Annotated in this window: 27 protein-coding genes and 1 tRNA gene; 15 read left to right on the top strand and 13 right to left on the bottom strand. The window is 65.8% G+C overall.

The features are described from left to right. Nucleotides 1-126: 126 nt before the first annotated feature. The 3 genes from ACFWB0_RS20060 to ACFWB0_RS20050 all read right to left on the bottom strand — a co-directional run bounded on the left by ACFWB0_RS20060 (nucleotide 127) and on the right by ACFWB0_RS20050 (nucleotide 2,976). Nucleotides 127-582 (bottom strand): tellurite resistance TerB family protein, encoded by a 456-nt coding sequence (locus ACFWB0_RS20060; protein WP_132474895.1) that lies wholly within the window; start codon nucleotides 580-582, stop codon nucleotides 127-129. An 85-nt stretch (nucleotides 583-667) separates the two neighbouring features. Beyond that, complete coding sequence (locus tag ACFWB0_RS20055; protein WP_378492205.1) at nucleotides 668-1,792, bottom strand: CaiB/BaiF CoA transferase family protein; 1,125 nt, start codon at nucleotides 1,790-1,792, stop codon at nucleotides 668-670. Further along, nucleotides 1,789-2,976: an acyl-CoA dehydrogenase family protein gene (locus ACFWB0_RS20050; RefSeq protein WP_378492204.1), complete on the bottom strand. Its 1,188-nt coding sequence runs from the start codon at nucleotides 2,974-2,976 to the stop codon at nucleotides 1,789-1,791. The genes ACFWB0_RS20055 and ACFWB0_RS20050 overlap by 4 nt, the downstream gene beginning before the upstream one ends. Nucleotides 2,977-3,132: 156 nt before the next feature. On the opposite strand from ACFWB0_RS20050, the gene ACFWB0_RS20045 reads away from it, so the two are divergent. The 5 genes from ACFWB0_RS20045 (at nucleotide 3,133) to ACFWB0_RS20025 (ending at nucleotide 8,039) form a co-directional block, all read left to right on the top strand. Next, entirely contained in the window at nucleotides 3,133-4,140 is a 1,008-nt protein-coding gene (locus ACFWB0_RS20045; protein ID WP_378492203.1) for a LacI family DNA-binding transcriptional regulator, read from the top strand. 122 nt (nucleotides 4,141-4,262) lie between these two features. Beyond that, nucleotides 4,263-4,637 carry a helix-turn-helix transcriptional regulator gene (locus ACFWB0_RS20040; RefSeq protein WP_378492210.1) on the top strand — a complete coding sequence of 125 codons (375 nt, stop codon included), beginning with the start codon at nucleotides 4,263-4,265 and terminating at the stop codon, nucleotides 4,635-4,637. A gap of 10 nt (nucleotides 4,638-4,647) precedes the next feature. Then, on the top strand, nucleotides 4,648-5,058 hold the full coding sequence (locus ACFWB0_RS20035; RefSeq protein WP_378492202.1) for a VOC family protein: 411 nt from the start codon (nucleotides 4,648-4,650) through the stop codon (nucleotides 5,056-5,058). 39 nt (nucleotides 5,059-5,097) lie between these two features. After that, the gene (locus ACFWB0_RS20030; RefSeq protein WP_378492201.1) at nucleotides 5,098-5,571 is read left to right on the top strand and encodes a nitroreductase family deazaflavin-dependent oxidoreductase; all 474 of its coding nucleotides are present in this window, start codon (nucleotides 5,098-5,100) and stop codon (nucleotides 5,569-5,571) included. 77 nt (nucleotides 5,572-5,648) lie between these two features. Next, nucleotides 5,649-8,039 (top strand): ATP-binding cassette domain-containing protein, encoded by a 2,391-nt coding sequence (locus ACFWB0_RS20025; protein WP_378492200.1) that lies wholly within the window; start codon nucleotides 5,649-5,651, stop codon nucleotides 8,037-8,039. Nucleotides 8,040-8,207: 168 nt separating this feature from the next. Here ACFWB0_RS20025 and ACFWB0_RS20020 read toward each other — a convergent pair. Beyond that, nucleotides 8,208-8,281, bottom strand: a tRNA-Pro gene (locus ACFWB0_RS20020). 98 nt (nucleotides 8,282-8,379) lie between these two features. Then, nucleotides 8,380-9,333 (bottom strand): metallophosphoesterase, encoded by a 954-nt coding sequence (locus ACFWB0_RS20015; protein ID WP_378492199.1) that lies wholly within the window; start codon nucleotides 9,331-9,333, stop codon nucleotides 8,380-8,382. A gap of 67 nt (nucleotides 9,334-9,400) precedes the next feature. Here ACFWB0_RS20015 and ACFWB0_RS20010 point away from each other — a divergent pair, with 67 nt between their 5' ends. Further along, the gene (locus ACFWB0_RS20010) at nucleotides 9,401-9,877 is read left to right on the top strand and encodes a GatB/YqeY domain-containing protein (RefSeq protein WP_378492198.1); all 477 of its coding nucleotides are present in this window, start codon (nucleotides 9,401-9,403) and stop codon (nucleotides 9,875-9,877) included. A 2-nt stretch (nucleotides 9,878-9,879) separates the two neighbouring features. Here the strand turns inward: ACFWB0_RS20010 and ACFWB0_RS20005 are convergent, their stop codons facing one another. Beyond that, entirely contained in the window at nucleotides 9,880-12,318 is a 2,439-nt protein-coding gene (locus tag ACFWB0_RS20005) for a transglycosylase domain-containing protein (protein WP_378492209.1), read from the bottom strand. A gap of 277 nt (nucleotides 12,319-12,595) precedes the next feature. Here ACFWB0_RS20005 and ACFWB0_RS20000 point away from each other — a divergent pair, with 277 nt between their 5' ends. Then, nucleotides 12,596-12,919 (top strand): WhiB family transcriptional regulator, encoded by a 324-nt coding sequence (locus ACFWB0_RS20000; protein WP_378492197.1) that lies wholly within the window; start codon nucleotides 12,596-12,598, stop codon nucleotides 12,917-12,919. An 80-nt stretch (nucleotides 12,920-12,999) separates the two neighbouring features. Here the strand turns inward: ACFWB0_RS20000 and ACFWB0_RS19995 are convergent, their stop codons facing one another. Together ACFWB0_RS19995 and ACFWB0_RS19990 are read right to left on the bottom strand one after the other, a co-directional pair. Further along, nucleotides 13,000-14,139: an ArsA family ATPase gene (locus ACFWB0_RS19995; RefSeq protein WP_378492196.1), complete on the bottom strand. Its 1,140-nt coding sequence runs from the start codon at nucleotides 14,137-14,139 to the stop codon at nucleotides 13,000-13,002. Then, nucleotides 14,136-15,149, bottom strand: coding sequence for an ArsA-related P-loop ATPase (locus tag ACFWB0_RS19990; protein ID WP_378492195.1), 1,014 nt, complete (start codon nucleotides 15,147-15,149; stop codon nucleotides 14,136-14,138). Before ACFWB0_RS19990 ends, ACFWB0_RS19995 begins: the two co-directional genes overlap by 4 nt. 53 nt (nucleotides 15,150-15,202) lie before the next feature. Here ACFWB0_RS19990 and ACFWB0_RS19985 point away from each other — a divergent pair, with 53 nt between their 5' ends. Genes ACFWB0_RS19985 through ACFWB0_RS19975 form a run of 3 tightly spaced genes read left to right on the top strand, consistent with a single transcriptional unit; the run spans nucleotide 15,203 to nucleotide 16,618 of the window. Next, nucleotides 15,203-15,367: a hypothetical protein gene (locus ACFWB0_RS19985; RefSeq protein WP_132474880.1), complete on the top strand. Its 165-nt coding sequence runs from the start codon at nucleotides 15,203-15,205 to the stop codon at nucleotides 15,365-15,367. A gap of 4 nt (nucleotides 15,368-15,371) precedes the next feature. Then, nucleotides 15,372-15,833: a RidA family protein gene (locus ACFWB0_RS19980; protein WP_378492194.1), complete on the top strand. Its 462-nt coding sequence runs from the start codon at nucleotides 15,372-15,374 to the stop codon at nucleotides 15,831-15,833. Between the two features lie 2 nt (nucleotides 15,834-15,835). Further along, on the top strand, nucleotides 15,836-16,618 hold the full coding sequence (locus ACFWB0_RS19975) for an MBL fold metallo-hydrolase (RefSeq protein ID WP_378492193.1): 783 nt from the start codon (nucleotides 15,836-15,838) through the stop codon (nucleotides 16,616-16,618). 86 nt (nucleotides 16,619-16,704) lie between these two features. On the opposite strand, the gene ACFWB0_RS19970 is transcribed toward ACFWB0_RS19975, so the two are convergent. Both ACFWB0_RS19970 and ACFWB0_RS19965 read right to left on the bottom strand, forming a co-directional pair. After that, the gene (locus tag ACFWB0_RS19970) at nucleotides 16,705-17,379 is read right to left on the bottom strand and encodes a Crp/Fnr family transcriptional regulator (RefSeq protein ID WP_378492192.1); all 675 of its coding nucleotides are present in this window, start codon (nucleotides 17,377-17,379) and stop codon (nucleotides 16,705-16,707) included. A 195-nt stretch (nucleotides 17,380-17,574) separates the two neighbouring features. Continuing rightward, the gene (locus ACFWB0_RS19965) at nucleotides 17,575-17,844 is read right to left on the bottom strand and encodes a hypothetical protein (RefSeq protein WP_378492191.1); all 270 of its coding nucleotides are present in this window, start codon (nucleotides 17,842-17,844) and stop codon (nucleotides 17,575-17,577) included. A gap of 208 nt (nucleotides 17,845-18,052) precedes the next feature. Here ACFWB0_RS19965 and nth point away from each other — a divergent pair, with 208 nt between their 5' ends. From nth to ACFWB0_RS19945, 4 genes are read left to right on the top strand one after another with little or no spacing between them, the layout of a single operon-like run. Beyond that, entirely contained in the window at nucleotides 18,053-18,733 is a 681-nt protein-coding gene (nth, locus tag ACFWB0_RS19960; RefSeq protein ID WP_378492208.1) for an endonuclease III, read from the top strand. Nucleotides 18,734-18,735: 2 nt separating this feature from the next. Next, nucleotides 18,736-19,398: a redoxin family protein gene (locus ACFWB0_RS19955; protein ID WP_378492190.1), complete on the top strand. Its 663-nt coding sequence runs from the start codon at nucleotides 18,736-18,738 to the stop codon at nucleotides 19,396-19,398. Beyond that, nucleotides 19,395-20,093 carry an NUDIX hydrolase gene (locus ACFWB0_RS19950; protein WP_378492189.1) on the top strand — a complete coding sequence of 233 codons (699 nt, stop codon included), beginning with the start codon at nucleotides 19,395-19,397 and terminating at the stop codon, nucleotides 20,091-20,093. The genes ACFWB0_RS19955 and ACFWB0_RS19950 overlap by 4 nt, the downstream gene beginning before the upstream one ends. Beyond that, nucleotides 20,090-21,280, top strand: a complete 1,191-nt coding sequence (locus tag ACFWB0_RS19945) for a MarP family serine protease (protein ID WP_378492188.1) — start codon at nucleotides 20,090-20,092, stop codon at nucleotides 21,278-21,280. Before ACFWB0_RS19950 ends, ACFWB0_RS19945 begins: the two co-directional genes overlap by 4 nt. 22 nt (nucleotides 21,281-21,302) lie before the next feature. On the opposite strand, the gene ACFWB0_RS19940 is transcribed toward ACFWB0_RS19945, so the two are convergent. The 3 genes from ACFWB0_RS19940 to acs form a co-directional block, all read right to left on the bottom strand. Then, complete coding sequence (locus tag ACFWB0_RS19940) at nucleotides 21,303-22,235, bottom strand: alpha/beta fold hydrolase (RefSeq protein ID WP_378492187.1); 933 nt, start codon at nucleotides 22,233-22,235, stop codon at nucleotides 21,303-21,305. A gap of 22 nt (nucleotides 22,236-22,257) precedes the next feature. Then, the gene (locus tag ACFWB0_RS19935; RefSeq protein ID WP_378492186.1) at nucleotides 22,258-22,758 is read right to left on the bottom strand and encodes a phage holin family protein; all 501 of its coding nucleotides are present in this window, start codon (nucleotides 22,756-22,758) and stop codon (nucleotides 22,258-22,260) included. 197 nt (nucleotides 22,759-22,955) lie between these two features. Then, nucleotides 22,956-24,887, bottom strand: coding sequence for an acetate--CoA ligase (gene acs / locus ACFWB0_RS19930; RefSeq protein WP_378492185.1), 1,932 nt, complete (start codon nucleotides 24,885-24,887; stop codon nucleotides 22,956-22,958). 225 nt (nucleotides 24,888-25,112) lie between these two features. Here acs and ACFWB0_RS19925 point away from each other — a divergent pair, with 225 nt between their 5' ends. After that, a complete protein-coding gene (locus ACFWB0_RS19925) occupies nucleotides 25,113-25,865 on the top strand; it encodes an oxidoreductase (protein WP_378492184.1) in 753 nt (250 codons plus the stop codon). The last annotated feature ends 125 nt before the right edge of the window (nucleotides 25,866-25,990 follow it).

The following is a 25,990-nucleotide window of genomic DNA, read 5'->3' as shown; positions in this document are numbered from 1 at the left end:
TACAGCACCGGTTTCCTCGACAGACTGCTCTTACCGACCTGCGGGGTGGGTATGGGCCACACGGACGACGATATGTGGCGCCGCGCACTCGAGTGAGTGCGCGGCTCCACTGTCGTTGATCCGATATCAGAGGTCGAACTCTGCGGGGTTGATTCCCACCGCGTGCGCCGCGCCGCGCACCGCTGCCTTCTCGTGGTCGTCGAAGTGTCCGTCGGCGCCGCCGATGATGATGCCGATCTGGATGACCGCACGGGCCTGATCCTGCTTCGACTTCAGCTTGGCGATCGTGGCTGTGGCCTCGACCTTGCCGAAGTCGAAATCGGACTCCAGCTTGCTGCAGTACCAGTCGAACTTTTCTCGCAGTTCGTCCTTCGGGAACACCGAGAGGAGGTCGTTGCTCATGATCAGCGCCGCGGTCTTCTGTCGTTCGCTGGGGTCGATGCTGCCGTCGGCGGCCGCGATCAGCGCGCACATCGCCATGCTGGCGTTCGCGAATTCTTTGTTCTTGAACTGATCGGTCTTGGTCTTGAGCTGCGCGCTCAGTTCGGTGGTCTTCGCTTTGAGCTGATCCCAGAACGCCATGGTGGCCCTTCGTGTCGGTGTGCGTGTGCGCCATCCACTCTGCCATCGGATGCGAAACGGGTGTTTTGTGAGGTCCGCTGCGCGCCTACGCTTCGCCGAGCCGTGGCGGCGCGGTCCGGTACGTCGCGGGTGTGGCGCTGAGGCGGATCGGGTTAGCGATCTGTCGCAGCGGCTGTTCGCGTCGTTGGTCGTCGATCTCGACGACCGGTGCGAGACCCAGTCTTTCGGCCAGCGCGATCGCGTCGGCAACGTCGTTGAGTGGGCCGCACGGGACCCTCTCCGCAGTCAGAGCCTCGAACCATGTGTCGGCGGTCTCGGTGGACAGGGCGTCGTTGATCGTCTTGACGAGCACCTCGCGGTTGGCCACGCGCGCCGCGTTGGTGGCGTAGCGCTCATCGGAGGCGAATCCGTCGAGACCGAGCACCGAGCACAACGACGCGAACTGGCGGTCGTTGCCCACGGCCAGCACCAGCGGACGGTCGGCGGTGGTGAACAGCTCGTACGGCGCGATGCTCGGATGCCTGTTTCCCATTGCGGTGGGAACGACACCCGCCGCCACGTACCCGGAGGACTGGTTCGCGAGCGCAGAGAGGAGCGATGACAGCAGATCGACCTCGACGCGCTGCCCCTCGCCGGTTCGGTCGCGGTTCCGCAATGCGGCGAGAATACCCAGTGCCGCATGCATTCCGGTGATGACGTCGACGACCGCGACCCCTACCTTGGTGGGGGTGCCTGCGTCGGGTCCGGTGATGCTCATCAGGCCGCCGACCGCTTGGATCAGCAGATCGTAACCGGGCAGGTTGTTGTGCCTGCCGAATCCTGTGATCGAGCAGTACACGATGTCGGGATTGATCTGGCGTACCTGCTCGTAGCCGAGGCCGAGGCGGTCCATGGTGCCGGGCAGGAAATTCTCGACCACCACGTCGGCGCGTTCGACGAGGCGGCGTGCCTCGTCGAGTCCTTCCCGCGAGGACAGATCGAGAGCCACCGATCTCTTGTTCCGATTGACTCCGAGGAAATACGACGATTCGTCACCGACCCACGGCGGACCCCAGCTACGGGTGTCGTCCCCGGTACCCGGGCGTTCGACTTTGATCACCTCGGCGCCGAGGTCGGCGAGCATCATCGTGGCGTACGGGCCGGCGAGGACGCGGCCGAAGTCGGCGATCACCAGGCCGTCGAGGGCGCCGCCGGTCGGCGTGGCGCTCACCTGAACGCAGCTTCTCCGGTGAGGGCCTTGCCGATGGACAGCTGGTGCATTTCGGAGGTGCCTTCGTAGGTCAGCACCGATTCGAGGTTGTTGGCATGCCGGATGACCGGGTATTCGAGGGTGATGCCGTTGGCGCCGAGGATCGTGCGGCATTCACGCGCGATCGCAATGGCCTCGCGGACGCTGTTGAGCTTGCCGGTGCTGATCTGCTCGGGTGTGACCTCGCCGCGGTCCTTGATCCGGCCGAGGTTGTAGGCGAGGAGGTGACCCTTGCCCACCTCGAGGGCCATATCGGCGATCTTGGCCTGAGTCAGCTGGAAGGAGGCGAGTGGCTTGTCGAACACGATCCGCGACTGTGCGTATTCGATGGCGGTCTCGAGGCAGTCACGTGCAGCGCCGATCGCGCCGAAGGCGATGCCGAAGCGGGCTTCGCCGAGCGCGGTGAGGGGGCCGCGCAGGCCCTTCGCGAGCGGCAGCATCGCGGAGGACGGCAGCCGCACTCCGTCGAGGACGAGTTCGGACGTCACCGAGGCGCGCAGCGACATCTTGGCGTGGATTTCCGGTGCGGAGAATCCCGGGGTGTCGGTGGGAACGACGAAGCCGCGGATGCCCTTCGGTCCTTCGTCGAGATCGGTCTGGGCCCACACGACGGCGACGTCGGCGATCGACCCGTTGGTGATCCACATCTTGGTGCCGTTGAGGACCCAGTCGTCGCCGTCGCGCTTGGCGTTGGCGCGCATTCCGGCCGGGTTGGAGCCGAAATCGGGTTCGGTGAGACCGAAGCAGCCGATCGCCTCGCCGGCGGCCATCCGCGGTAGCCATTCCTGCTTCTGTTCCTCGCTGCCCCAGTGGTGGATGGAGAACATCGCGAGTGAGCCCTGCACGGAGACGAGGCTGCGGATGCCCGAGTCGACGGCCTCGAGTTCGAGGCAGGCCAGCCCGTAGGCGGTTGCGCTCATGCCTGCGCAGCCGTAGCCGTCGAGGTGCATGCCGAGGACGCCGAGGGTGCCCAGCTCCTTCGCGAGGTCGCGGGCGGGGAGTTTCGCGTCTTCGAACCACTGCGCGATGTGCGGCCGGATGCGGTCGTGTCCGACCTTGCGGACGGTGTCGCGGATCGCGATCTCTTCCGGCTCGAGCAGCGAGTCGAGGGCGAAGAGCTGTGTCAGGGACTGAATGTTCGACATGGGGTTCTCCGAGGTCCTGGGTGACGGGGGCCGAGGTGAGGAAAATCGTTTGTACAATCGTATGCAAGAACGATTGCGAGAACGTTTGCATCACTTAGGCTAGGGCGAGTGCTGCGGGTCGTCAACCCGTACCGATGTGGAGAGCAGGAGAGCCTCATGGCCCGACCCGACCGCGCCCCGACTCTCAAGGAGATCGCGGAGCGCGCCGGCGTGCACGTCTCGACCGCATCGCGGGTGCTGCGTCAACCCGAGCCCGTGGACGGATGGTCGGACTCCGCGCTACGTGTGCGCGAGGTCGCGGAGGAACTGGGCTACCGGCCGAACCTGTGGGCGGCGAGTCTGCGGACCAGGAAGACCACCACGCTCGGTGTCGTGATGCCCAGGCTCACCGACGGCGTCGTCGCCACCACCTACCAGGGCATCGAGGAAGCGGCGGAGCGCGCCGGATACTCGGTGCTGCTCTCGAGTCCTCCCGACGACCTCGACGCGCAGCGCCGGGCGATCTCGCTGCTCGTCGGGAGGCAGGTCGACGGGCTGCTGCTCAGTAGCCTTCATATCCCCGGCGGCCCATTCGTCGAGTCACTTGCGCTCGGGCCGTTGCCGTTGCTGTGCGTCACCAGGCATGCCGACGCAGGGCTGCCCTTCGTCGTCGGCGACGACTACCGCGGTGGGCAACTGGCTGCGCAGCATCTGCTCGACCGCGGGTATTCGGAGGTCGCGATCATCGCCGGTCCCGAGCACGCGAGCACGGCGCGAGACCGCCGTGCCGGTTTCGTCGACACCTTCGACCGTGCGTCGGTGCCGTTGCGACCCGACCTGATCGTGCGGTCGGGTTTCGATGTGACGGGAGGCGTAGCGGCCGCTCGCGTACTGCTGGATCGTCCGGACCGTCCGCGCGCGATCTTTGCGGTCAGCGACACGATCGCAATCGGTGTCCTCGGGGTCGCGCGAGATCTGGGGCTGAGCATTCCCGGCGACCTTGCGCTCGTGGGGTACAACGACATCCCCATCGTCGAGCAACTGCCCGTCCCGTTGACGACGGTCCGCTCGCCCGCGCGCGGTATCGGCGCCGCTGCCGTGCGGAGCCTGCTCGAACTCGTACAGGGGCGCGAGGTGGAGTCCGCACGACTCCCGGTCGAGCTCGTCGAGCGACAATCGAGTTGATCCGGGCATACCCGGCTCACCGCTGGACAACGTCGCGGCGACCGAGGACGATCGCGCACGTGGCGAACAGCGATGCGCAGCGTCTCCGGGATCTCACACTGTTACGCCGTGTCCGCGACCGCATGGATCGTGAGTATGCGCAACCACTCGACGTCGACGCACTCGCGCGTGGGGTAGGCATGTCTGCAGGGCATCTGAGCCGCCGATTCAAGAGGGCCTACGGCGAATCGCCCTACTCGTACCTGATGACCCGCCGAATCGAACGCGCGATGACTCTGCTGCGCCGCGGTGACCTCAGCGTCACCGATGTGTGTTTCGAAGTGGGCTGCTCATCGCTCGGGACGTTCAGCACGCGATTCACCGAACTGGTCGGCATGCCGCCGAGTGTCTACAGGGACAAGGCTGTATACGGAACGGAAGGCATACCGGCGTGTGTCGCGAAACAGATCACGAGACCGGTCAGGAATCGAGAAGCGCAGGTGTTCGGCCGTCATTAACGTTACGGCCATGGACATCACCATTCACTACACATTCCTCCCGCACACCGATCCGGAAGCGTCCCTGGCGTTCTACCGCGACACCCTCGGATTCGAGGTCCGCAAGGACGTCGGCTACGAGAACATGCGGTGGATCACCGTCGGTCCTCCCGGCCATCCGGAAACCTCCATCGTCCTGAACCCGCCCGCGGCGGATCCCACCATCAGCGACGACGAGCGGAACACGATCCTCGAGCTGATGGCGAAGGGCAACTACGGCGCACTCACCCTCGCGACGGACGACCTCGACGGGCTCTTCGCGCGCCTCGAGGCCGGTGGCGCCGAGGTCCTCCAGGAACCCATGAATCAGGATTACGGCGTGCGCGACTGCGCCTTCCGCGATCCCGCGGGAAACCTGATCCGCATCAACGAAACCAGCTGAGTCGAAAGATATTCGGGATTCCGAGTGGAGGTTGTCGAGATGGCGCAGCACGACGAAGCAGCTACGAACCGAGCGCGGCCGCCCGGAACGCCAGGGGCGTTCTCACGTTGGCTCCAACGGACAGCGAACGCGCGAACGATGAAGAAGATCCGACGCGGCAAGGGCCGATCGATGGGCATGGACATGTTGATCCTGCACACGATCGGTCGCAGGAGCGGACAACCACGTGAAACACCGTTGATGAGGTTGCCCGACGGCGACGATGCAGTGCTCGTCGTCGCGTCGGGCGGTGGCAGTGTGAACCCGGACTGGCACGCCAATCTGATGGCGCAACCGGACAGAGTGTCGGTGGAACTTCCCGGTCGCGAACCCGTATCCGCGACAGCGCGGGAACTTCGCGGCACCGAACGCGAGCAGGCCTGGCAGCGACTGGCGGCCGAGCAGTCGCGCATCGCGAAGTACCAGGGCAAGTCCGATCGTGAATACCCGTTGATCCGACTGACGTTGCTATAGCCGCGTGGCACAGTCGAACAGGTCAACAGCAGCGGACCTCCAGGGTGGGGGACCCGGACAGAGAAACGGAGACACCGATGGCGCCGTCCGCCAGGACGAACACCCAGTCGCGCGAACTGAATGTTGCCGACAGCCACGACAGGATCCTCGTCCACGGGGCGCGGGTGAACAACCTCCGCGACGTCAGCATCGAGATCCCGAAGCGGCGGCTGACGGTGTTCACCGGGGTTTCCGGATCGGGCAAGAGTTCGCTGGTGTTCGGCACGATCGCCGCGGAGTCGCAGCGGCTGATCAACGAGACCTACAGTGCGTTCGTCCAGGGGTTCATGCCGAGCATGGCCCGACCCGATGTGGACGTGCTCGACGGACTGACGACGGCGATCCTCGTCGACCAGGAACGTATGGGCGCCAACCCGCGCTCCACCGTCGGCACCGCAACCGACGCCAACGCCATGCTGCGCATCCTGTTCAGCCGGCTCGGCGAGCCGCATATCGGTTCCCCCCAGGCCTTTTCGTTCAACGTCGCCTCGATCAGCGGTGCCGGTGCGGTGTCGATGGAGCGAGGCGGCCGGACGGTGAAGGAACGCCGCTCCTTCAGCATCACCGGCGGAATGTGCCTGCGCTGTGAAGGCCGGGGATCGGTCTCCGACTTCGATCTGACCGCGCTGTACGACGAGACCAAATCGCTCAACGAGGGTGCGTTGACGATCCCCGGCTACAGCATGGACGGCTGGTACGGGCGGATCTACCGGGGCTGCGGCTTCTTCGATCCCGACAAGCCGATCGCGAAATTCACGAAGAAGCAACTGAACGATCTTCTCTACAAGGAACCCACCAAGATCAAGGTCGAAGGGGTCAACGTGACCTTCGAGGGCCTGATCCCCAAGATCCAGAAATCGTTCCTGTCCAAGGACCGCGAGGCGATGCAGTCGCATATCCGCGCATTCGTGGACCGTGCGATCACCTTCTCGATATGCCCCGAGTGCGACGGCACACGGCTCACCGAGGATGCGCGGTCGTCGAAGATCAAGGGCCTCAGCATCGCTGACGTGTGTTCGATGCAGATCAGCGACCTCGCCGAATGGGTACGAGATCTCGACGAACCGTCAATGGGCCCTCTGATCGACAATTTGCGGCAGAACCTCGATTCCTTCGTCGACATCGGCCTGGGATACCTGTCGCTGGAACGCCCTGCAGGCACCCTCTCCGGTGGTGAAGCACAGCGAACCAAGCTGATCCGTCATCTCGGGTCGTCCCTGACCGACATCACCTACGTCTTCGACGAGCCGACCATCGGGCTGCATCCGCACGACATCGCGCGAATGAACGACCTCCTGCTGCAACTACGCGACAAGGGCAACACAGTGCTCGTCGTCGAACACAAGCCCGAAGTCATGGCAATCGCCGATCATGTCGTCGATCTCGGCCCCCGCGCAGGTAGCGAGGGCGGCAAGGTGATGTTCGAGGGCCCCTTCGACGGTCTACGGAAGAGCGACACCCTCACCGGGAAACATCTCGACGATCGTGCGTCGCTGAAATCGTCGGTGCGCAAGGGAACCGGTGCACTCGAAGTGCGCGGCGCCGACACCAACAACCTCCGAGACGTCGACGTCGACATTCCCCTCGGTGTGCTGGTGGTGCTGACCGGTGTCGCGGGGTCGGGGAAAAGTTCTCTGATCGGCGGTTCGGTGTCCGGTCGCGACGGTGTGGTCACCATCGACCAAGGAGCGATCAAGGGGTCGCGGCGCAGCAACCCCGCCACGTACACGGGCATGCTCGACCCGATCCGCAAGGCCTTCGCGAAAGCCAACGGCGTCAAACCGGCCCTGTTCAGTGCCAATTCGGAAGGAGCGTGCCCCAACTGCAACGGCGCGGGCGTCGTCTACTCAGACCTCGCGATGATGGCCGGAGTCGCGACACCCTGCGAGGTGTGCGATGGAAAGCGGTTCCTCGCCGAGGTGCTCGAGTACACGTTCGGCGGCAAGGACATCAGCGACATCCTGCAGATGTCGGTTGCCGAGGCCGAAGGCTTCTTCGGATCCACCGACGCGAAGATCCCGGCAGCCCACAAGATCCTGGATCGCCTGGTGGACGTAGGGCTCGGCTACATCAAGGTCGGGCAGCCGCTGACCACGCTCTCCGGTGGCGAACGGCAGCGCCTGAAGCTGGCCACCCACATGGGGGAGAAGGGCGAGATCTACATCCTGGACGAGCCCACCACCGGCCTCCACCTCGCCGACGTCGAGAACCTGCTCGGCCTCCTCGACCGGCTCGTCGACTCCGGAAAATCCGTCATCGTCATCGAGCATCATCAGGCCGTCATGGCGCACGCCGACTGGATCATCGACCTCGGTCCCGGTGCGGGCCACGATGGCGGCGGCATCGTCTTCGAGGGGACGCCGTCGGATCTCGTCGCCGCGCGGTCGACGCTCACCGGTGAACACCTCGCGGAGTACGTCGGGGCGTGACGTCGACCCATCCGTGAACATTGGCCCACGGAGAGTTTCCTCCCGATACACGGGTTTCCGTCGGTCGTGTTCGTGGGGAAGCCCTGTACGACAGGAGGAAAGTTCGGCAAATGCAATCAGGGCATACTCTCCGGCCGGAGAATATGCCCTGATCTGCTCACTCACGAGTCGGGGTGGCGGGATTCGAACCCACGACCTCTTCGTCCCGAACGAAGCGCGCTACCAAGCTGCGCCACACCCCGTGATGAACCTCGGTCAGCTTACAACACCACCCGTGTGAAGGTTAAATCGGCTGGTCAGTGACAAGACTCCCGATGGTCAGTGACAAGGTTCCCGATGGTCAGCGACGAGACCCCGCGCTTTCCGCCGCGCTGCCCGTAGAGTTCCGTGTTTCCTCGTGCGGCGCCGGAACCAAGGTCAGAAGGGTGGCTTCCGGACGGCAGCAGAAGCGTGCCGGGGCGAACGGCGACGTTCCCATTCCTGCCGACACGTGCAGCCGCATCCGTGCGCCCCACCGGGAGGGACCCTTCACCCTCGACCGATCGATGCCGCAGTTGGTCACCAGGGCACCGAAGAACGGCAGGCAGAGCTGACCACCGTGGGTGTGTCCGGCGAGTACCAGGTCGTATCCGTCGTCGGCGAAACGGTCCAGCACTCGCGGCTCGGGGGAGTGGGACAGGCCCAGACGAAGATCTGCGGACTTGTCGGCTGCCCCGGCGATGGTCTCGTAACGATCGCGTTCGAGGTGCGGGTCGTCGACGCCGGCCACCGAGATGCGCACACCGCCGACCTCGACGTCGCGCCGGATGTGCGTCATGTCCTGCCAGCCGCGTTCGTTGAATGCTGCGCGCAGGTCGCCCCAGGGGAGCGGAGGCCCGTACACGCGGTCGTGGTCCTTGTCGAAGTAGGCGAGGGGGTTCTTCAGCACCGGCGCGAAGTAATCGTTGCTGCCGAAGACGAAGAGGCCCGGCCGCGCCAACAGGCCACTGAGCGACTGGACCACCGCGGGAACCGCTTTCGGATGCGACAGGTTGTCGCCCGTGTTGATCACCAGATCGGGTTCGAGCCGGTCCAGTTCTCTGAGCCAGTTCTGTTTACGTTTCTGCCCCGGCATCATGTGCAGGTCGCTGATGTGCAGCACGCGGAGAGTCGATGCACCCGGCGCGAGGACCGGGACGGTGACCTCCCGGAGGGTGAAGGCGTTGCGTTCGATCAGCGTGGCGTAACCGAGACCGAGGACGGCAGCTCCTGCGGTACCCGCGGCGACACGTGTGAGGGGAGAAAGGTCAGGCACTTCTTCAGCGTACCGCCGCTGCACGTCTGCGCACGTGCTTCGGTGCTCCCGGCGTAGCGTTCCGGGCATGACCGATACAGCTTCTTCACTCAAATCCGCCTTGCGCGCAGACATGACTGCCGCGATGAAGGCCAAGGACCAACTGCGTTTGGCGACGTTGCGGATGTTGCTCGCCGCGATCCAGACCGAGGAGGTCGCGGGGAAGGAAGCACGCGAACTCTCCGACGACGAGGTCATCAAGGTTCTGTCGCGGGAGGCCAAGAAGCGCGGCGAGGCCGCCGAGGTCTACACCGAGAACGGCCGCGGTGAACTTGCAGCCAAGGAACACGCCGAGGCCCGCATCATCGACGAGTACCTGCCGATGCCGCTGACCGACGCGGAACTCGTCGATGTGGTCGACACGGCCATCGGAAGGGTCGCCGATGAGCTCGGTGCGCGTCCCGGCCCGAAGAACATGGGCCAGGTCATGAAGGTCGCGACCGCGATCGCCGGAGGAAAGGCAGACGGAAAGCGCCTGTCCGCGGCGGTGCGGTCACGCCTCTAGCGTCAGTTGTCCGGCTGCGACGGTGTCGTCGTGGCTGCCGGGCTCTCCGATTCGCTTTCGTCCGGCGGCGCCGACTCGGTCTGCGCCGGTTCTTGTCGGTTGGGGACGGGGGCGGGAGCCGCAGGCACGGTGGTGTCGGGAACTTCGCTGCCGCTCGGCCGTGCGGGTGTCGCGCTTGTGGTGGGTGCCACCCGCACCGAACCGTCACTGATGAAGATCGTGACCGTCGAGCCGGGCACTGCGGAGCCGGCGGGCGAACTTCCGGTGACCGTGCCTGCCCGCTCCTCGCCCTTGGTCGTGGACTCGGACACCGAGAACCCGGCGTCTCGCAGTCGCTGCACGGCCCGGTCCTTGGACAGGCCGGTGACGTCGGGGACCTGAGCATTGCCTGCGCCGCGGACGTAACGCGGGTCGGCGGGCGGAAGCTCTACGGCGCCGAACTTCGTGGCGACCGGAGTCATCGCGGTGAACCAGGTGTGCGCGGGGGCGGTGCCGCCGAACAGGTTGCCGTCGTAGCAGGGCCGGACCGGGTTGGCGCAGATCTGGCCGGGGGTGGGGGAGTCGCCGTAGGTGTAGACGGACCCGGCGTACCGGTTGGTGAAGCCCAGGAACGCGGACGACATGTGCGACTCGGTGGTCCCGGTCTTCGCGGCCACCGGCAGGTTCCATCCGGTGTTGCCTGCAGCGCCGGATGCGGTACCGCCTCCGGCGGTGTCCTTGCTCATCGCATTGGCGAGAGTGTCGGCCAGGCCTGGTTCGATGACCTGCTCGCAGGCCTGTTGGGTGATCGGCACGGACTTGCCCTCACGATCGAAGACGCCCTCGATCGGAGTCGGGGGGCACCACTTGCCGTGCGAGGCGAGGGTGGCCGCCACGTTCGACAATTCGAGGTTGTTGATCCAGGTGGGGCCGAGTGTGTACGAGCCCAGGTGCTGATCCTTCTGCATGTCGGCCATCGACTGCTCGCCGAAACCCGACGTATTGGGCTGTGAGTACGAACGCATGCCGAGGCGGACGGACATGTCGACGACGGAGTCGACGCCGGTCGCCTCGATCAGCTTCACGAATGCGGTGTTCGGGGACTGGGCGAGTGCGTCGGTCACCGTCAGCGACTGCGGATACGGTGCGGCATTCTCGACGCAGTAGTAGCCGGCGGGGCATCCTCGCGCGCCGCCGTCGCCGAGACCCTGTGCGTTGTAGCGCGAAGGCACGTCGAGGACAGCGCTGGTACCGAGCCCCTGCTCCATCGCTGCGGCGACCGTGAAGATCTTGAAAACGGATCCTGCACCGTGTCCGGCGAGTGAATAAGGCTGTGGCTGCACCGTTTCCTGCGCGTCACCGTCGAGTCCGTAGGTGCGGCTTGATCCCATGGCGAGGACGCGATGGGCGTCCTGGCCGGGCTCGACCACGTTCATCACCGTTGCGACATCCTCGACGGTCGGACTTGTGTACTGATCGAGCGCGGACTTGGTCGAATTCTGCACTTCCGGATCGAGTGTGGTGCGGATGAGGTAGCCGCCCTTGTCGATCTGCTCCCGGGACAGACCCGAGTTCGCAAGGTACTGGAGTGCGTACTCGCAGAAGAATCCGCGATCGCCCGCTTCGATGCAGCCTCGCGGCAGGGTGTTCGGCTCGGGGAGGACGCCGAGCGGTTCGGCTTTTGCCGCACGGATCTCGGCGGCCCGCTCGGGAATGTTCTCGATCATCGTGTCGAGCACGATGTTGCGGCGCTTCGTCACGCCCTCTTCGTTCGTGTACGGGTTGAGGGCGGAGCTCGACTGCACCATGCCCGCGAGCATCGCGGACTGGGTGACGTTCAGGTCTTCGGCGTCGATCCCGAAGTAGGTCTGGGCGGCGTCCTGGATACCGAACGAGCCGTTGCCGAACGGCACCAGGTTCAGGTAGCGGGTGAGGATCTCGTCCTTGGACAGTTCTTCGTCGAGGGTCAGTGCCATCCGGATCTCACGGATCTTGCGAGCCGGGGTGGTCTCGATCGCCGCGCGGCGTTCCGCATCGGTCTTCGCCACGACGTGCAGCAGGTAGTTCTTCACGTACTGCTGGTCGATCGTCGACGCGCCCTGTTCGACCTGACCGCTACTGGTGTTGGTGAGGAAGGCACGGATGGTGCCCTGCCAGTCCACGCCCTGGTGCTCGGGGAATCGCTTGTCCTCGATCGAGACGATCGCGAGTTTCATCTCGTTGGAGATCTGGTCGCTGGGTACCTCGAAGCGACGCTGGTCGTACAGCCACGCGATCGGGTCGCCTGCGGAGTCGACCATCGTCGTGACGGCGGGAACGATCCCTTCGACGAGTTCTGCGGAGCTGTTGTCCACGGTGTCTGCGGCGCGATTCGATACGTAACCGAATCCGCCTGCTGCCGGGAAGAGCATTCCGGCCACGAGGACACCGCCGAGGGCCGTGCAACCGGCAAGTTTCGCCACAGTACTTCGGATCGACACGGGTACACCCTACGTGCCGTTCGTGGGGGTCGCTGATTCCAGGGAGGTGAAACGCCGTCCGACGTGCAGCTATGCACGGGCGTACCAGAAAAGGTTTCGTTCGCCTTGCGCGCGGGCATCAGTTTACCTAGATTGAGACAGCAGTGTGATGCAGATAACACCTCGACAATGAAGACGCACATGTTTTTTCATGCTAAGTGCAAATTGTGCGTCCTCGGGAACTCCGTACAACGGAGTTCGGAAAGATAAGGGGAACTGAATGCACCTGACCACCCCCACGACCAGGCTCGACGTCGACGAAGAAGAAGCACGCATCGCCTGGGTTTCGAAGGCTCGATGCCGCGAGGTAGACCCCGATCAGTTGTTCGTCCGAGGCGCGGCACAGCGGAAGGCGGCGGTGATCTGCCGTCACTGCCCCGTGATGCTGCAGTGCGGCGCAGACGCACTCGACAACCGAGTCGAGTTCGGAGTGTGGGGAGGGATGACCGAACGACAGCGTCGTGCGCTTCTCAAACAGCATCCGGAAGTGGACTCCTGGTCGGACTTCTTCGAGGCGCAGCGTCAGCACCAGAACGCGGTGTGACTGCGATTCGGTGAGATTGCTGCCTGTGACGACGCCGGAGCACGCACGACGGGGAAGGTCGTGCGTGCAACCCGGAACGATCAGGCCTGACGGGTCAACTGGTCGCCCACCGCCCGAAGCGCTTCGAGGTCCGAGACCTCGAAGGGCAACGACGGCACACCGACGACCGGCACACGAGGATTCGCCGCGGTGAATCCTCGCAGCAGATGAACCTCTCGCTTCGCCGTCACCGCACGATGCGCGTGGATGCGGAGCACGGCCTCTGCGGCGGGTGCGTCCTCCCCACCCTCGTCCGCGAGGAGGTCGGCCGAGGTCAACGCGTGATCGGCCGGCAGCGACGACAACGTCGGATGCGTCCGGTTGAGCACGAGGCCCGCGAGCGGCATCTTGTCGGAGCTCAGTCGTTCGACGAAGAACGACGCCTCCCGCAGGGCATCCGGTTCCGGCGCTGCAACCACCATGAAGTGCGTGCCGGGCTGCTGCAGGAGCTGATACGTACGGTTGGCGCGGTCACGGAACCCGCCGAACATCGAATCCAGCGACTGCACGAACGCGGACGCATCCGAGAGCATCTGACTGCCCACGATTGTCGACACCGCCTTCAACGCCAACCCCATCGCACCCGTCACGATCCGCCCGAGTCCGCGGCCGGGGGCAGTGAAGATACGAATCATCCGGCCGTCGAGGAAGGCGCCGAGGCGCTGCGGTGCGTCGAGGAAGTCGAGGGCGTTCCGCGACGGCGGGGTATCGACGACGATCAGATCCCATTCCTTGCTCGCGGCGAGCTGACCGAGCTTCTCCATCGCCATGTACTCCTGCGTACCGGAGAACGACGACGCCACCGTCTGATAGAAGGGGTTGTCGAGGATCTGCTGCGCTTTCTCCGGTGCCGAGTGTTCGACGACCATGTCGTCGAAGGTGCGGCGCATGTTCAGCATCATCGCGTGCAGCTCGCCCGTCGTACCGGACTCGAGCGGCACTTTCTGCGGCGAGTTGTCGAGGGTCTGCACACCGAGTGCCTGGGCCAGCCGCCTCGCCGGATCGATCGTGAGCACCACGACCCTGCGGCCCTGTTCTGCCGCACGCAGCGCGAGCGACGCCGCCGTCGTCGTCTTACCGACACCCCCGGACCCACAACACACGATCACCCGCGACGTCGGATCGTGGAGGATCTTCGCGACATCGAGCACCGGTGCCGTGCGCACCGTCCGCTCGGTCATCGGACGCCCTGCTCGGCAAGAAGCTCGGCAAGCTCGTAGAGCCCACCGAGGTCGACCCCGTCCGCAAGCAGCGGTAGAGACATCCGGGCCACCTTCACATCGTCGAGTTGGGCAGCGCTGACCTGCTGCGCCTGCAATACCGAGGCATGCTCGATGGTCTCCGTGAGCACACCGGCGAAATCGTCGTCCGACAGCGTCAGCCCGACCCGCTCGAACGCGGCCCGGATGGATGCGCCGGGGATACGGCCGTCGGCGACGTCGTCGACGAGTGCGTCCGGCAGATGCTCGGGCTCGGTCCTGTTGACGATCACCGTGCCCATCCGAAGGTCGGCTGCCTCGAGTTCGTCGACCGCGTCGGATGTCTCCTGCACGGGCAGCGCCTCGAGCAGTGTCACCAGATGCACGACGGTCTCGTCGGAATGAAACAACCGCACCACACCTTCGCTCTGCGAGCGGATCGGCCCCGACTTCGAGAGGTCGGCCATCGCCTTCGTCACATCGAGGAAGCTGCCGATCCGGCCGGTGGGCGGGGCGTCGACCACGATCGCGTCGTAGAGGCGCTCACCGGACTTGTCGGTGCGCACCACCGTCTCCTTGATCTTTCCGGTGAGGATGACATCGCGGAGTCCCGGGGCGAGCGTCGTCGCGAACTCGATCGCACCGATCTTGCGCATCGCGCGTCCCGCGAACCCGAGGTTGTAGAACATGTCGAGGTACTCCAGGAACGCCGCCTCGATGTCGATCGCGAGGGCCATGACCACTCCGCCTCCCTCGGCGGTTGCGATCTTCGTCTCCACCGGAGGTAGCGGCGCCACGTCGAACAGCTGCGCGATCCCCTGCCTGCCCTCGGTCTCGACGAGCAGAACCTTGCGGCCTCCCGACGCGAGGGCAAGTGCTATCGCCGCCGCGACCGTGGATTTCCCGGTCCCACCCTTACCGGACACGAAGTGCAGTCGTGCCCGCGCGGCCTTGGCCGGCCATGTGCCGGAATGAGATGTCTGTGTCGCCACGGTGACGAGCCTATAAGTCGTCAAGGGAGAAAGGCGCCGGATAGGGTCAGGTCATGAGTGAATTGACTACGTGGGAGTACGCAACCGTGCCCCTGCTCACGCACGCAACCAAGCAGATCCTCGACACGTGGGGTTCCGACGGGTGGGAACTGGTGACTGTTCTGCAGGGACCCACCGGCGAACAGCACGTCGCGTACCTCAAGCGACCGAAGAGCTGACCGCATGGCCGAAACCTGGACCGCACGTCTGACCGGCCTCGGGATCACCCTGCCGCCGGTCGCGAAGCCCGTCGCCGCATATGTGCCTGCTGTGCGCAGCGGGAACACCGTCTACACCTCGGGGCAGCTTCCGATGGTCGACGGCGTCCTGAACTACGCAGGCAAGGTCGGCGCCGACGTGTCCGCTGAGGACGCGAAAGCCGCTGCCCGCATCTCGGCGCTCAACGCTCTGGCCGCAGTCGACGCCCTGGTAGGTATCGACAACGTGGTGCGCATCGTCAAGGTCGTCGGATTCGTGGCGTCGGCCGACGGTTTCACCGGACAACCCGGTGTCGTCAACGGAGCCTCGGAACTGCTGGGTGAGATCTTCGGCGAGGCCGGTGCTCACGCGAGGTCGGCCGTCGGTGTCGCTGAACTTCCGCTCGGTGCGTCCGTCGAGGTGGAGCTGATGGTCGAGGTGCGCTGATCATGGCACTCGTTCATCCTGTCTACGGTCGGCTGCGGCAGGTGACCGAGAACGCGGCGGTGGTGCTCGCCGAGAATCCGTCGGTGATGTCCCTCGAGGGCACCAACACGTGGATCCTGCGCGCGCCGGGCAGCGACGAGTGCATCGTGATCGATCCGGGGCCGCTCGACGAGGACCACCTCGCGCGTGTCGCGCAGGTCCCGGTCGCGATGACGCTCATCAGCCACCGACACTTCGACCACACCGAAGGTGGTGAGCGTTTCGCCGCGCTCACCGGAAGCCCGGTTCATGCCGTGACACCCGAACATCGGCACGGTGGTGGTAGCGGGCTGTCCGACGGCGACGTCGTCGAGGCTGCGGGACTGCACGTCCGGGTCCTCGCCACGCCGGGGCACACGGCGGATTCCCTGTCGTTCGTTCTCGAGGACGACCGCAGTGTCCTCACCGCCGACACGATCCTCGGGCGAGGAACCACCGTGCTCGACGACGCCGACGGTGACCTCGGTGACTATCTGGGGTCGTTGCGGTCGTACATAGAACTCGGCTCGGGGTACACGGTGTTGCCCGGGCACGGTGCGGAACTGCCCGACCTCGAGACGATCGCTCGCGGGTACCTCGCGCACCGGGAGGACCGGCTGGATCAGGTGCGGAACGCATTGCGTAACCTCGGCCACGACGCGTCGGCCCGGAAGATTGTCGAACACGTGTATGCCGACGTCGACGAGTCTCTGTGGGGTGCCGCAGAGAAGTCGGTGAATGTGCAGCTGGCATATCTGCGCGGATAGACCCGCCGGGCGAGAACGAACAAGTGAGGCCTGGACACTCGATGGTGTCCAGGCCTCACTCGTATGCAGTATTTTCGGAGCTGCCGCTAGCGGGCGCGACGCGCCAGACGCTCGGAATCCGAGATCAGCACGCTCTTACCTTCGAGCCGCAGCCAGCCGCGGTGCGCGAAGTCGGCGAGCGCCTTGTTGACGGTCTCGCGGGATGCGCCGACGAGCTGGGCGATCTCTTCCTGCGTCAGGTCGTGGGTCACGCGGAGCGCGCCTGCTTCCTGCGTGCCGAAACGTTGCGCGAGCTGGAGCAGCGCCTTGGCGACACGACCGGGAACATCGGTGAAGATCAGGTCGGCGAGGCTGTTGTTGGTGCGACGCAGACGACGGGCGAGCACGCGCAGCAGTTGCTCCGCGATCTCGGGTCGCTGGTCGATCCACGCCTTGAGTGCTTCGCGGTCCATGCTCACCGCACGCACCTCGGTGACGGTGGTGGCGGTGGAGGTGCGCGGGCCCGGATCGAAGATGGACAGCTCACCGAACATGTCGGAGGGGCCCATGATCGTCAGCAGATTCTCGCGACCGTCGGGCGAGCGCCGTCCGATCTTGATCTTGCCGGAGACGATGATGTACAGGCGGTCGCCCGGTTCACCCTCGTTGAAGATGACGTGGCCGCGTGGGAAATCGACCGGTTGCAGCTCCTTGATCAGCGCCGCAACCGCAGAGGGCTCGACTCCTTGGAAGATGCCTGCTCTGGTCAGGACGTCGTCCACGTGCGCTCCTTTTGGGATCATTCTTGTTGTTCTTCGACTGGCGGTGTGCACGTCCAGGCATCCCGGCGAGGTTCACCAGTCCGGCGTACGAACGCCAAGTCTACTGTGCCTGCCGCATGTATGAGTGACCGACACCACGGATTCCGTCCGGATATGTCGGAGGCCGCCCTGGAAGGCTACCGGCCGGTACTTTCGTCAGCTCGCGCGGCTCGCGTCCAGTAGATCCGGGGCGTCGATGGAATCGGTGGTGTCGCTGCGACGCCGCCGGCGGTTGAACCGAGCCAACGCACCGGGGAATCCCTCGCGGGCAAGGGCCTCGACGTCGTCGTGATCCGCCTGATCGAGGAACTCCTCGACCTCCTGCTGGCGCACGGACAATCGACTCAATCGGGATTCGACCCTTTCCATGGCGAGTGCAAACAGCATGAGCAGCACTGGGAGAAGTACGACAGCAAGAGCTTGCATGACGGGAAGTAAACACGGGCAAGATCTCAGAACAGACACGACCCCCCGGTTCGCGTCCGACGCCTTACGTAGAGTGGGTCAGGTGCAGCCGACCCCGTCCGAGAGCCTCGAAGAGAGTCCTGTTCGCGCCGTAGAACGGAGCCCGCGCAGGCCACGTGGGGTGCGGGGGCCGGAGTCCCGCCTCGCCCTGGTTCGGCGCGCACGGCGAATGAACCGGCGCCTCGCCGAGGCCTTCCCGCACGTCTATTGCGAACTCGATTTCACCACCCCGCTCGAGCTGGCGGTCGCAACGATTCTGTCCGCACAGTGCACTGATGTACGCGTCAACCAGGTCACGCCCGCGCTCTTCGCCCGCTACCCGGACGCCCGCTCATATGCGGAAGCCGACCGCGCCGAGCTCGAGGAGTACATCCGTTCCACCGGTTTCTACCGCAACAAGACCAACTCGCTGATCGGCCTCGGCCAGGCGTTGCTCGAGCGTTTCGACGGCGAGGTTCCGCGCAGGATGAAAGACCTCGTGACCCTCCCGGGGATCGGCCGCAAAACGGCGAACGTGGTCCTCGGCAATGCCTTCGATGTGCCGGGAATCACTGTCGACACCCACTTCGGGCGCCTCGTGAACCGGTGGAAGTGGACGGACGAAACCGACCCGGTGAAGATCGAGCATCTGATCGGCGAGTTGATCGAGCGCAAAGAATGGACCTTGCTGTCCCACCGGGTGATCTTCCACGGGAGGCGTGTGTGCCACGCGCGTAAGCCGGCATGTGGAGTGTGCGTGCTCGCGAAGGACTGCCCCTCCTACGGGATCGGGCCCACCGATCCGCAGATCGCTGCTGGGCTCGTGAAGGGACCGGAGACCGAGCACCTGCTCGAGCTCGCCGGGAGGTGACGGTGCGTCCTTCGAGTGCAGGCCGTTGGAGCCTGGCAGCATTGATCGTCGTGATCGCGTTGATCGTCGCCATCTGGCCCCGCGGCAGCGACACCTCCGACCCGGCCGACACCGCCGGTCCGGGCACGTCCGCGGCACCCGTCGACCGTCGGTCCCAGGACGACGCGCAGGCGCTCGCCCCGTTGCGTGCCGCCGCGGACCTGCAGCCGTGCCCGGCTCCGACGGGGGCAGCTCCGGAGGGACCACTCGCCGGATCGGTGTTCGAGTGCGTCGGCGACGGTAGCTCCGTCGACCTCGCCGCCGGCCTTGCCGGACGACCCGCGGTCGTCAACCTCTGGGCGTGGTGGTGCGCTCCGTGTGCCGAAGAACTTCCGGTCCTCGAGGAGTACGCGCTCCGCGCGGGTGAGGCGGTGTCGGTGGTGACCGTGCACACCGATCCCAATGAGGCGAATGCGCTCGAGCGGCTCGCTCGATACGGCGTCCGGCTACCCGGTGTGCAGGACGGTTCGGGTCGCGTGCAGGCTGCGGTGGCCGCGCCGCCGGTACTGCCCGTCACGGTGCTCCTGCGCGCCGACGGTTCGGTGGCCAAGGTGCTGCCCCAACCGTTCCGCACTGCCGACGAGGTGGCCGAGGTTGTCGAGACACATCTGGGGGTTGTCGCATGATGCCGTATTGGTTGCGGGGTGTGGCCACGAGCATGCCCACCGATCCGCACGGACTCAACCCCATCCTGACCCGCGCGGCTCCGCACGGGACGATCACGCGCCAGGCGTCGGTGCTCGTCCTGTTCGGGGGATCGCCCGAGGCCGACCCTCTTGCCCGCGGTGGCCTGCCTGCCGACGCCGATGTGTTGCTCACCCAGCGTGCCGCGACCATGCGCCAGCACAGCGGGCAGGTTGCGTTTCCCGGGGGTGCTGCCGACCTCGAGGACGACGGCCCCATCGCGACCGCCTTGCGCGAGGCGTGGGAGGAGACCGGGCTCGACCCGGACGGGGTGCGCCCGCTGTCGGTGCTGCCCGAACTGTTCATTCCCCCGTCGGGGTTCGATGTGACCCCCGTCGTTGCGTATTGGGAGAAGCCGAGCCCGGTCGGAGTGGTCGATCCTGCAGAGGCGGCTCGCGTCGTGCGTGTGCCTCTGCGCGACCTGCTCGATCCCGACAACAGATTCCAGGTCTCCCACGAGATGGGGTATCGCGGCCCGGCGTTCCAGGTCGACGGCATGCTCGTGTGGGGGTTCACCGCGGGTGTTCTCGCCGGCCTGTTCGAGGTGTCGGGGTGGGAGATCGAATGGGATCACCGGGACATCCGTGATCTGGCAGTGGTGCAGGCAGAACTCGAATCGGGAGTGATCGACGCATGACCGGATCGAACTGGATCGACCTGGTCATCGTCCTCGTCGTGATCATCGCGGCGTCGTCCGGCCTGCGGCAGGGAGCGGTGGCGTCGGCGCTGGCCTTCCTCGGCGTCCTGCTGGGTGCTGTGGCAGGCATCCTCATCGCACCGCACGTTCTGGTCCACGTCGAAGAGGGACGGTTGCGGATCCTGGTGGGGATCGTGTTGATCATCGTGCTGGTGGTGGTCGGGGAAGTTGCAGGCATGGTGCTCGGCCGGGCTGCGCGCAGCAGCATGCACAGTCCGAGTGCTCGCACAGTCGACAGCGTGATCGGCGCCGGATTCCAATCCGTCGCGGTGCTCATCGCTGCGTGGTTGCTGGCCATCCCACTGACCTCCGCGGCTCAGACACAGGTTTCCGCGGCGGTACGAGGTTCGAGTGTTCTCGGCACGGTCGACAATTTCGCGACCGACTGGATGCGGGCGATCCCCAACGAATTCTCGGCGCTTCTCGACACCTCCGGACTGCCCGAGGTGATCGGGCCGTTCGGTCGTACACCGATCGCCGAGGTCGCCGTTCCCGACGGCACCCTTCTCGACGGACAGATCCCGGCGCAGTTGCAATCGAGCGTGCTGCGCATCAACGGTGTGGCCCCGAGCTGCCAGAAGGCGCTCGAAGGATCAGGTTTCGTGGTGTCGCCCGAACGTGTCATGACGAATGCGCATGTGGTCGCGGGGACCGCGGCGGTGACCGTCGAGAGCAACGGACGTGCACTCGATGCGGAGGTCGTACTGTTCGATCCGGGTGTGGATGTGGCGATCCTCGCGGTTCCGGGACTGACCGCGACACCGCTCGCGTTCTCGCCCACCCCGGCCGACTCGGGCGACGATGCCATCGTCCTCGGGTATCCGGGTGGTGGGCCGTACACCGCCAGTGCCGCCCGTATCCGCGAGACCCTGGATCTACAGGGCCCCGACATCTATCGCAGCGGTACCGTCGAGCGTGAGGTCTACACGCTGCGCGGGCTGATCCAGCAGGGCAACTCCGGCGGACCGCTCGTCGATCCGCAGGGGCGGATTCTGGGCATGGTGTTCGGTGCAGCCGTCGACGACGCCGATACCGGTTTCGCGCTCACCGCATCCGAGGTGAGCCGTCAGCTCGCGGTTGCCGACTCGATGTTCACCGCCGTCGGAACCGGGGCGTGCATCGTGTGACTCGATCCGGGTCTGATGCGATCTAGAGAGCGCGGGTGAAATCGAGGAGGGCAGCCGTCGTATCGTCGGGCTTCTCCTGGTGCGGGTAGTGGCCTGCGCCGTCGATGAACTTCAAGATCCGACCGGGCGCGTGTCGCGCACATCGACGTAAGGTCGCGGCCATCACGTACGGATCGAGCGCCCCGTGCAACTGCAGGACGGGAAGGGTCAGGGTGACGTCCATGATCTTCATGAACCGGCGTCCGTCGGGTCGCCACTGACTACGGAACGCCCACCGCTGGTATTCGAGACTGCAGTGCGCGACTCCGGGAACCTGCACGGCCGAGCGCAGGCGCTCGATGACATCTGCGAAGTCCGTGCTGCGTTGCCAGTCGCTGCCGGAGCGGACGCGGACGAGACGTTCGATCTCGGCGCCGTCGTCGCGCACGAGGAGTCGTTCGGGTCGCCACGGGAGCTGATAGGTCAGGAAGGTGGGCAACAGGGCCTTGCGTTGTGCGTGGTCGCGAATCGCAGCATCGCGGAGCGAAATCGGATGCGGGGAGTCCACGACCGCGATTGCACGGACGAGTTGCGGATACAGAACGGCGGTGGACCAGCACACGAGACCGCCGTCGGCATGGCCGACGAGAACAGCCTCGGTGTGTCCCAGGGCCCGGATCAGTCCGGCGACGTCGTCGGCGAGGGTCCAGCCGTCGTAGCCGCGGGGCGGCTTGTCGGTGTCGCCGTAGCCGCGCAGGTCGATTGCGACCGCGCGATGGCCGGCGTCGGCGAAGGCGGTGAGCTGGTGTCGCCACGACCACCACAGGTCTCCGAAACCGTGAATGAATACCACCAGCGGTGCGCCGGGTTCGGTGCCGTGGGCTTCGACCGTGTGTAGTCGGATGCCGTTGGCGTGGATATCGCGGTGGGTCCACGGCCCGTCGTAACGGACCGTGGACGGATCGGGTGCGGACAATGTGGTGATCGTTCGGGCTGCGTCAGCGGGCCGCGTGCTGCGGGCGGTGTGCGTCGGCGTTGTCGCCGGACATCGGCAGTACTGTCTTCGTCTGCTTGAGCGAATCGATGGTCTTGTTCGGCGCTCGCAACTTGCGCACCCGCAGATAACCGAGGAGCGCGAATATCGCCGTGACGACCACCATGATCAGGAAGACGATCAGGAATGCCAGCCAGCGGGCAATCCACACGTCGAGCAGTTCGGCGAGGAAGAAGAAAAAGAAGAACGAGCTGAAGACGAGAACGGCGAGGGCAAGGATGAAGAACAGGCTGCCCTGCAGACCCTTCTTGACCTCGCCGGTGACCTCCGACTTCGCGAGTTCGACCTCGGCGCGGAACAGCGTGGACACCTGCGCGGTCGCGTCACGGACGAGTTCGCCGATGCTCGCGTCCCGCGCGGTCGGAGCGTGTACCTCCGTCAGCGGAATGCCCGAGATACTGCTCGGCGCCCCGTCTTCCGGCCGGTTCCCGTTCGTGACGCTCACTAGTCGACCCCTTCAGATTGGTTCGTTCTGCTTGCGGTGGGGCTCGCCCACGCCGTAACAGTAGCGCTGATCGTGGTGCAGAAGCGACGAGTGACATGGCTAGGACGGCGGCTTTCCTGATTTCGGGAGGTTCGCCGCCGCCGGCGACACGGTGCCCTCCCGGAGACCGATTCCGGGAGGGCACCGTGTCGAGCGGGCTACTTCTTGCGGATGGCGTCGAAGACCGCGGGGTCGACGAGGGTCGAGGTATCGCCGAGTTCGCGTCCTTCGGCGACGTCGCGGAGCAGGCGTCGCATGATCTTGCCGGAGCGGGTCTTGGGCAGCTCGGGCACGACGGTGATCTGCCGCGGCTTCGCGATCGGGGAGATCTCGACTGCGACGTGATCGCGCAGGTCCTTGATGAGCTGATCGCCGGTGTTCTCGACGTGCTCGAGCAGGATCACGTACGCGACGATGCCCTGGCCGGTGGTGTCGTCGGCCGCTCCGACAACCGCGGCTTCCGCGACAGCGGAGTGGCTGACCAGGGCGGATTCCACTTCGGACGTGGAGATGCGGTGCCCCGAGACGTTCATGACGTCGTCGACGCGGCCGAGAACCCAGAGCGCGCCGTCCTCGTCGTATTTGGCACCGTCGCCTGCGAAGTACCAGCCCTGGTCCTCGTAGCGGGACCAGTAGGTTTCGCGGTAGCGCAGCGGGTCGCCCCAGATACCGCGGAGCATCGCCGGCCACGGCTCGTCGAGAACCAGGTAGCCGTTGCCTCCCGCGCCGAGCGGAGAGGCTTCGTCGTCGACGATCTTCGCGGAGATACCGGGAAGCGGTGCCATCGCGGAGCCGGGCTTGGTGGCGGTGACGCCGGGCAGCGGGGAGATCATGATCGCACCGGTTTCGGTCTGCCACCAGGTGTCGACGATCGGGGTCTTGCCTGCGCCGATGACCTCGCGGTACCAGCGCCACGCCTCGGGGTTGATCGGCTCGCCGACCGAGCCGAGCAGCCGGATCGACGACAGATCGTGGGCGTCGGGGATCTCGCGGCCCCACTTCATGAAGGTGCGGATCAACGTGGGGGCGGTGTAGTAGATGCTCACCCCGTACTTCTCGATGATCTCGAAGTGCCGGTGCTCGTTCGGGGAGTTGGGGGTGCCTTCGTAGACGACCTGGGTGGCGCCGTTCGAGAGCGGCCCGTACACGATGTAGGAGTGTCCGGTGACCCAGCCGATGTCGGCGGTGCACCAGTAGACGTCCTTGCCCGGCTTGTGGTCGAACACGTAGTGGTGGGTGTACGACGCCTGCGTCAGGTAGCCGCCGGAGGTGTGGACGATGCCCTTGGGCTTTCCGGTGGTGCCGGAGGTGTAGAGGATGAACAGCGGGTGCTCGGCGTCGAACGCCTCCGGAGTGTGTTCGGGGGAGGCCTTCTCGACCGTCTCGTGCCACCAGAGGTCGCGGCCGTCGGTCCATTCGACGTCGATGCCCGTGCGCTTGACCACCAGCACGTGTTCTATCGAGGCGGCCCCCTGGGTGGCTTCGTCGGCGGCGGTCTTGAGTGGGGCAGCCTGACCGCGGCGCCACTGGCCGTCGACGGTGACGAGAAGCTTGGCTTCGGCGTCGTCGATGCGTGAACGCAGTGCGGTGGCGGAGAAGCCGGCGAAGACGACGGAGTGGGTCAGTCCGAGGCGGGCGCAGGCGAGCATGGTGATGATGGCTTCGGGGATCATCGGCATGTAGATCGCGACGCGGTCGCCGGTGACGAGACCGAGTTCGGTGAAGGTGTTCGCAGCCTGCGACACCTCGGCGAGCAGGTCGTTGTAGGTCAGGGCGCGGGTATCGCCGGGTTCGCCCTCGAAGTGGATCGCGACGCGGTCGCCGTTGCCTGCTTCGACGTGCCGGTCGACGCAGTTGTAGGCGACGTTGAGGGAACCCCCGACGAACCATTTCGAGACGGGCGCATCGGACCAGTCGAGCACCTGTGTCCAGGGGGTGGCCCACTCGAGTCGCTGGGCTTGGGTGTCCCAGAACGCCAGCCGATCGGCGTCGGCGGCGGCCTGCAACTCGGGACCTGCGTTGGCGGTGGCGGCGAACTCTGCGCTCGGCGGGAACGCCTGCTGGTCGTGGTCCTGGGCTGCGCTCGTCATGGTGAGGTGGCCTCTTTCCGGGTCGTGGCAAACGGTTCGGGCTCTAGTGAGCGTAGTCACCTGTGACGCGGATCGCACCGTTGCACGGTGCTGCAACCTGCTCACATGCGCTGATCGGTCGCTGTCGCGCGACGGGCGGTCGGCAGCGGCGACGAGTGGCCGCCGGTGCGGCCGGTGATGGGCCGTAGGTGGTGTTCGTGGCGCGCGCCGGTACCGTTCGAGACCGTGACCGATCCGCTTCAGCCCATCCTCGATCTCCCCGGCGTGCGCGACGCGGCAGACCGCGCGCGTGACGCCCTCGCCGAGGTCCACCGTCACCGCACCAACCGTCGTGGCTGGCCGAACACCGCGGCGGAGGCCTCGGTACGGGCTGCGCGAGCATCGGCGGCGATCGACGGTGGATCCACCGAGCTTCCGTCCCCGGGGGAAACCGGTGACCCGGTGCTCTCGGGTGCCTTGCGGGTCGCGCAGTCCCTCGACGGCGACGCACTCGCGAATCAAGTGTCGATCTGGCGCCGTGCACCACTGCAGGCTCTTGCTCGCTTGCACCTGCTCGCGGCGGCGGACCTGGTGGATGACCCCGAGCAGCTGGGCAGGCCACGCTCGGCTCCGGGAGTTGCGGAGCGTCTCGACGGCCTCGCTCAGCTGGTCACGGGAGGAACTGCTGTTCCCGCTCCGGTCCTCGCGGCCGTGGTGCACGGCGAGCTCTGTTCCCTGAGCCCCTTCGGTGTCGCCGACGGTCTCGTGGCGCGTGCGGCGTCGCGCCTGGTGTGTGTGGCTTCCGGACTCGACACCCACAACCTCGGCGTGCCCGAAGTGACGTGGATGCGGCGAGCGCAGGCCTATCGCGACGGGATCGCGGGGTTCGGTCAGGGCAACGAGGGAGGTGTCGGCGGCTGGGTGATCTTCTGCTGCGGCGCGCTCGAGGCCGGTGCCCGCGAGGCGACGTCGATCGCCGAGGCGTTCGGCGGAAACTGAGGATCGTTGCTTTCTGTGGAATTGATTGCATCGGAATTGATTGCAGCGCAGAATGTTTCGATCGACAAATAAAAGCGGGTGGCACGCCGATCGTGATCGGTGCGCCACCCGCTAGCACGGACTTT

This window comes from Rhodococcus sp. NPDC060086 (assembly GCF_042730275.1).
GTDB lineage: Bacteria > Actinomycetota > Actinomycetes > Mycobacteriales > Mycobacteriaceae > Rhodococcus.
The sequence above is the reverse complement of the archived record's forward strand: the minus strand, read 5'-3'. Positions and strand labels throughout refer to the sequence as shown.

Bases quoted from the DNA above. Each gene is read 5' to 3' on its own strand.
- ACFWB0_RS20045 (WP_378492203.1), top strand. From the start codon at position 3,133: ATGGCCCGACCCGACCGCGCCCCGACTCTCAAGGAGATCGCGGAGCGC.
- ACFWB0_RS20050 (WP_378492204.1), bottom strand. From the start codon at position 2,976: ATGTCGAACATTCAGTCCCTGACACAGCTCTTCGCCCTCGACTCGCTG.
- ACFWB0_RS20010 (WP_378492198.1), top strand. From the start codon at position 9,401: ATGACCGATACAGCTTCTTCACTCAAATCCGCCTTGCGCGCAGACATG.
- acs (WP_378492185.1), bottom strand. From the start codon at position 24,887: ATGACGAGCGCAGCCCAGGACCACGACCAGCAGGCGTTCCCGCCGAGC.
- ACFWB0_RS20060 (WP_132474895.1), bottom strand. From the start codon at position 582: ATGGCGTTCTGGGATCAGCTCAAAGCGAAGACCACCGAACTGAGCGCG.
- ACFWB0_RS20030 (WP_378492201.1), top strand. From the start codon at position 5,098: ATGGCGCAGCACGACGAAGCAGCTACGAACCGAGCGCGGCCGCCCGGA.
- ACFWB0_RS19965 (WP_378492191.1), bottom strand. From the start codon at position 17,844: ATGCAAGCTCTTGCTGTCGTACTTCTCCCAGTGCTGCTCATGCTGTTT.
- ACFWB0_RS20040 (WP_378492210.1), top strand. From the start codon at position 4,263: ATGGATCGTGAGTATGCGCAACCACTCGACGTCGACGCACTCGCGCGT.
- nth (WP_378492208.1), top strand. From the start codon at position 18,053: ATGAACCGGCGCCTCGCCGAGGCCTTCCCGCACGTCTATTGCGAACTC.
- ACFWB0_RS19975 (WP_378492193.1), top strand. From the start codon at position 15,836: ATGGCACTCGTTCATCCTGTCTACGGTCGGCTGCGGCAGGTGACCGAG.
- ACFWB0_RS19945 (WP_378492188.1), top strand. From the start codon at position 20,090: ATGACCGGATCGAACTGGATCGACCTGGTCATCGTCCTCGTCGTGATC.
- ACFWB0_RS20000 (WP_378492197.1), top strand. From the start codon at position 12,596: ATGCACCTGACCACCCCCACGACCAGGCTCGACGTCGACGAAGAAGAA.
- ACFWB0_RS20035 (WP_378492202.1), top strand. From the start codon at position 4,648: ATGGACATCACCATTCACTACACATTCCTCCCGCACACCGATCCGGAA.
- ACFWB0_RS19980 (WP_378492194.1), top strand. From the start codon at position 15,372: ATGGCCGAAACCTGGACCGCACGTCTGACCGGCCTCGGGATCACCCTG.
- ACFWB0_RS19950 (WP_378492189.1), top strand. From the start codon at position 19,395: ATGATGCCGTATTGGTTGCGGGGTGTGGCCACGAGCATGCCCACCGAT.
- ACFWB0_RS20025 (WP_378492200.1), top strand. From the start codon at position 5,649: ATGGCGCCGTCCGCCAGGACGAACACCCAGTCGCGCGAACTGAATGTT.
- ACFWB0_RS19985 (WP_132474880.1), top strand. From the start codon at position 15,203: ATGAGTGAATTGACTACGTGGGAGTACGCAACCGTGCCCCTGCTCACG.
- ACFWB0_RS19995 (WP_378492196.1), bottom strand. From the start codon at position 14,139: ATGACCGAGCGGACGGTGCGCACGGCACCGGTGCTCGATGTCGCGAAG.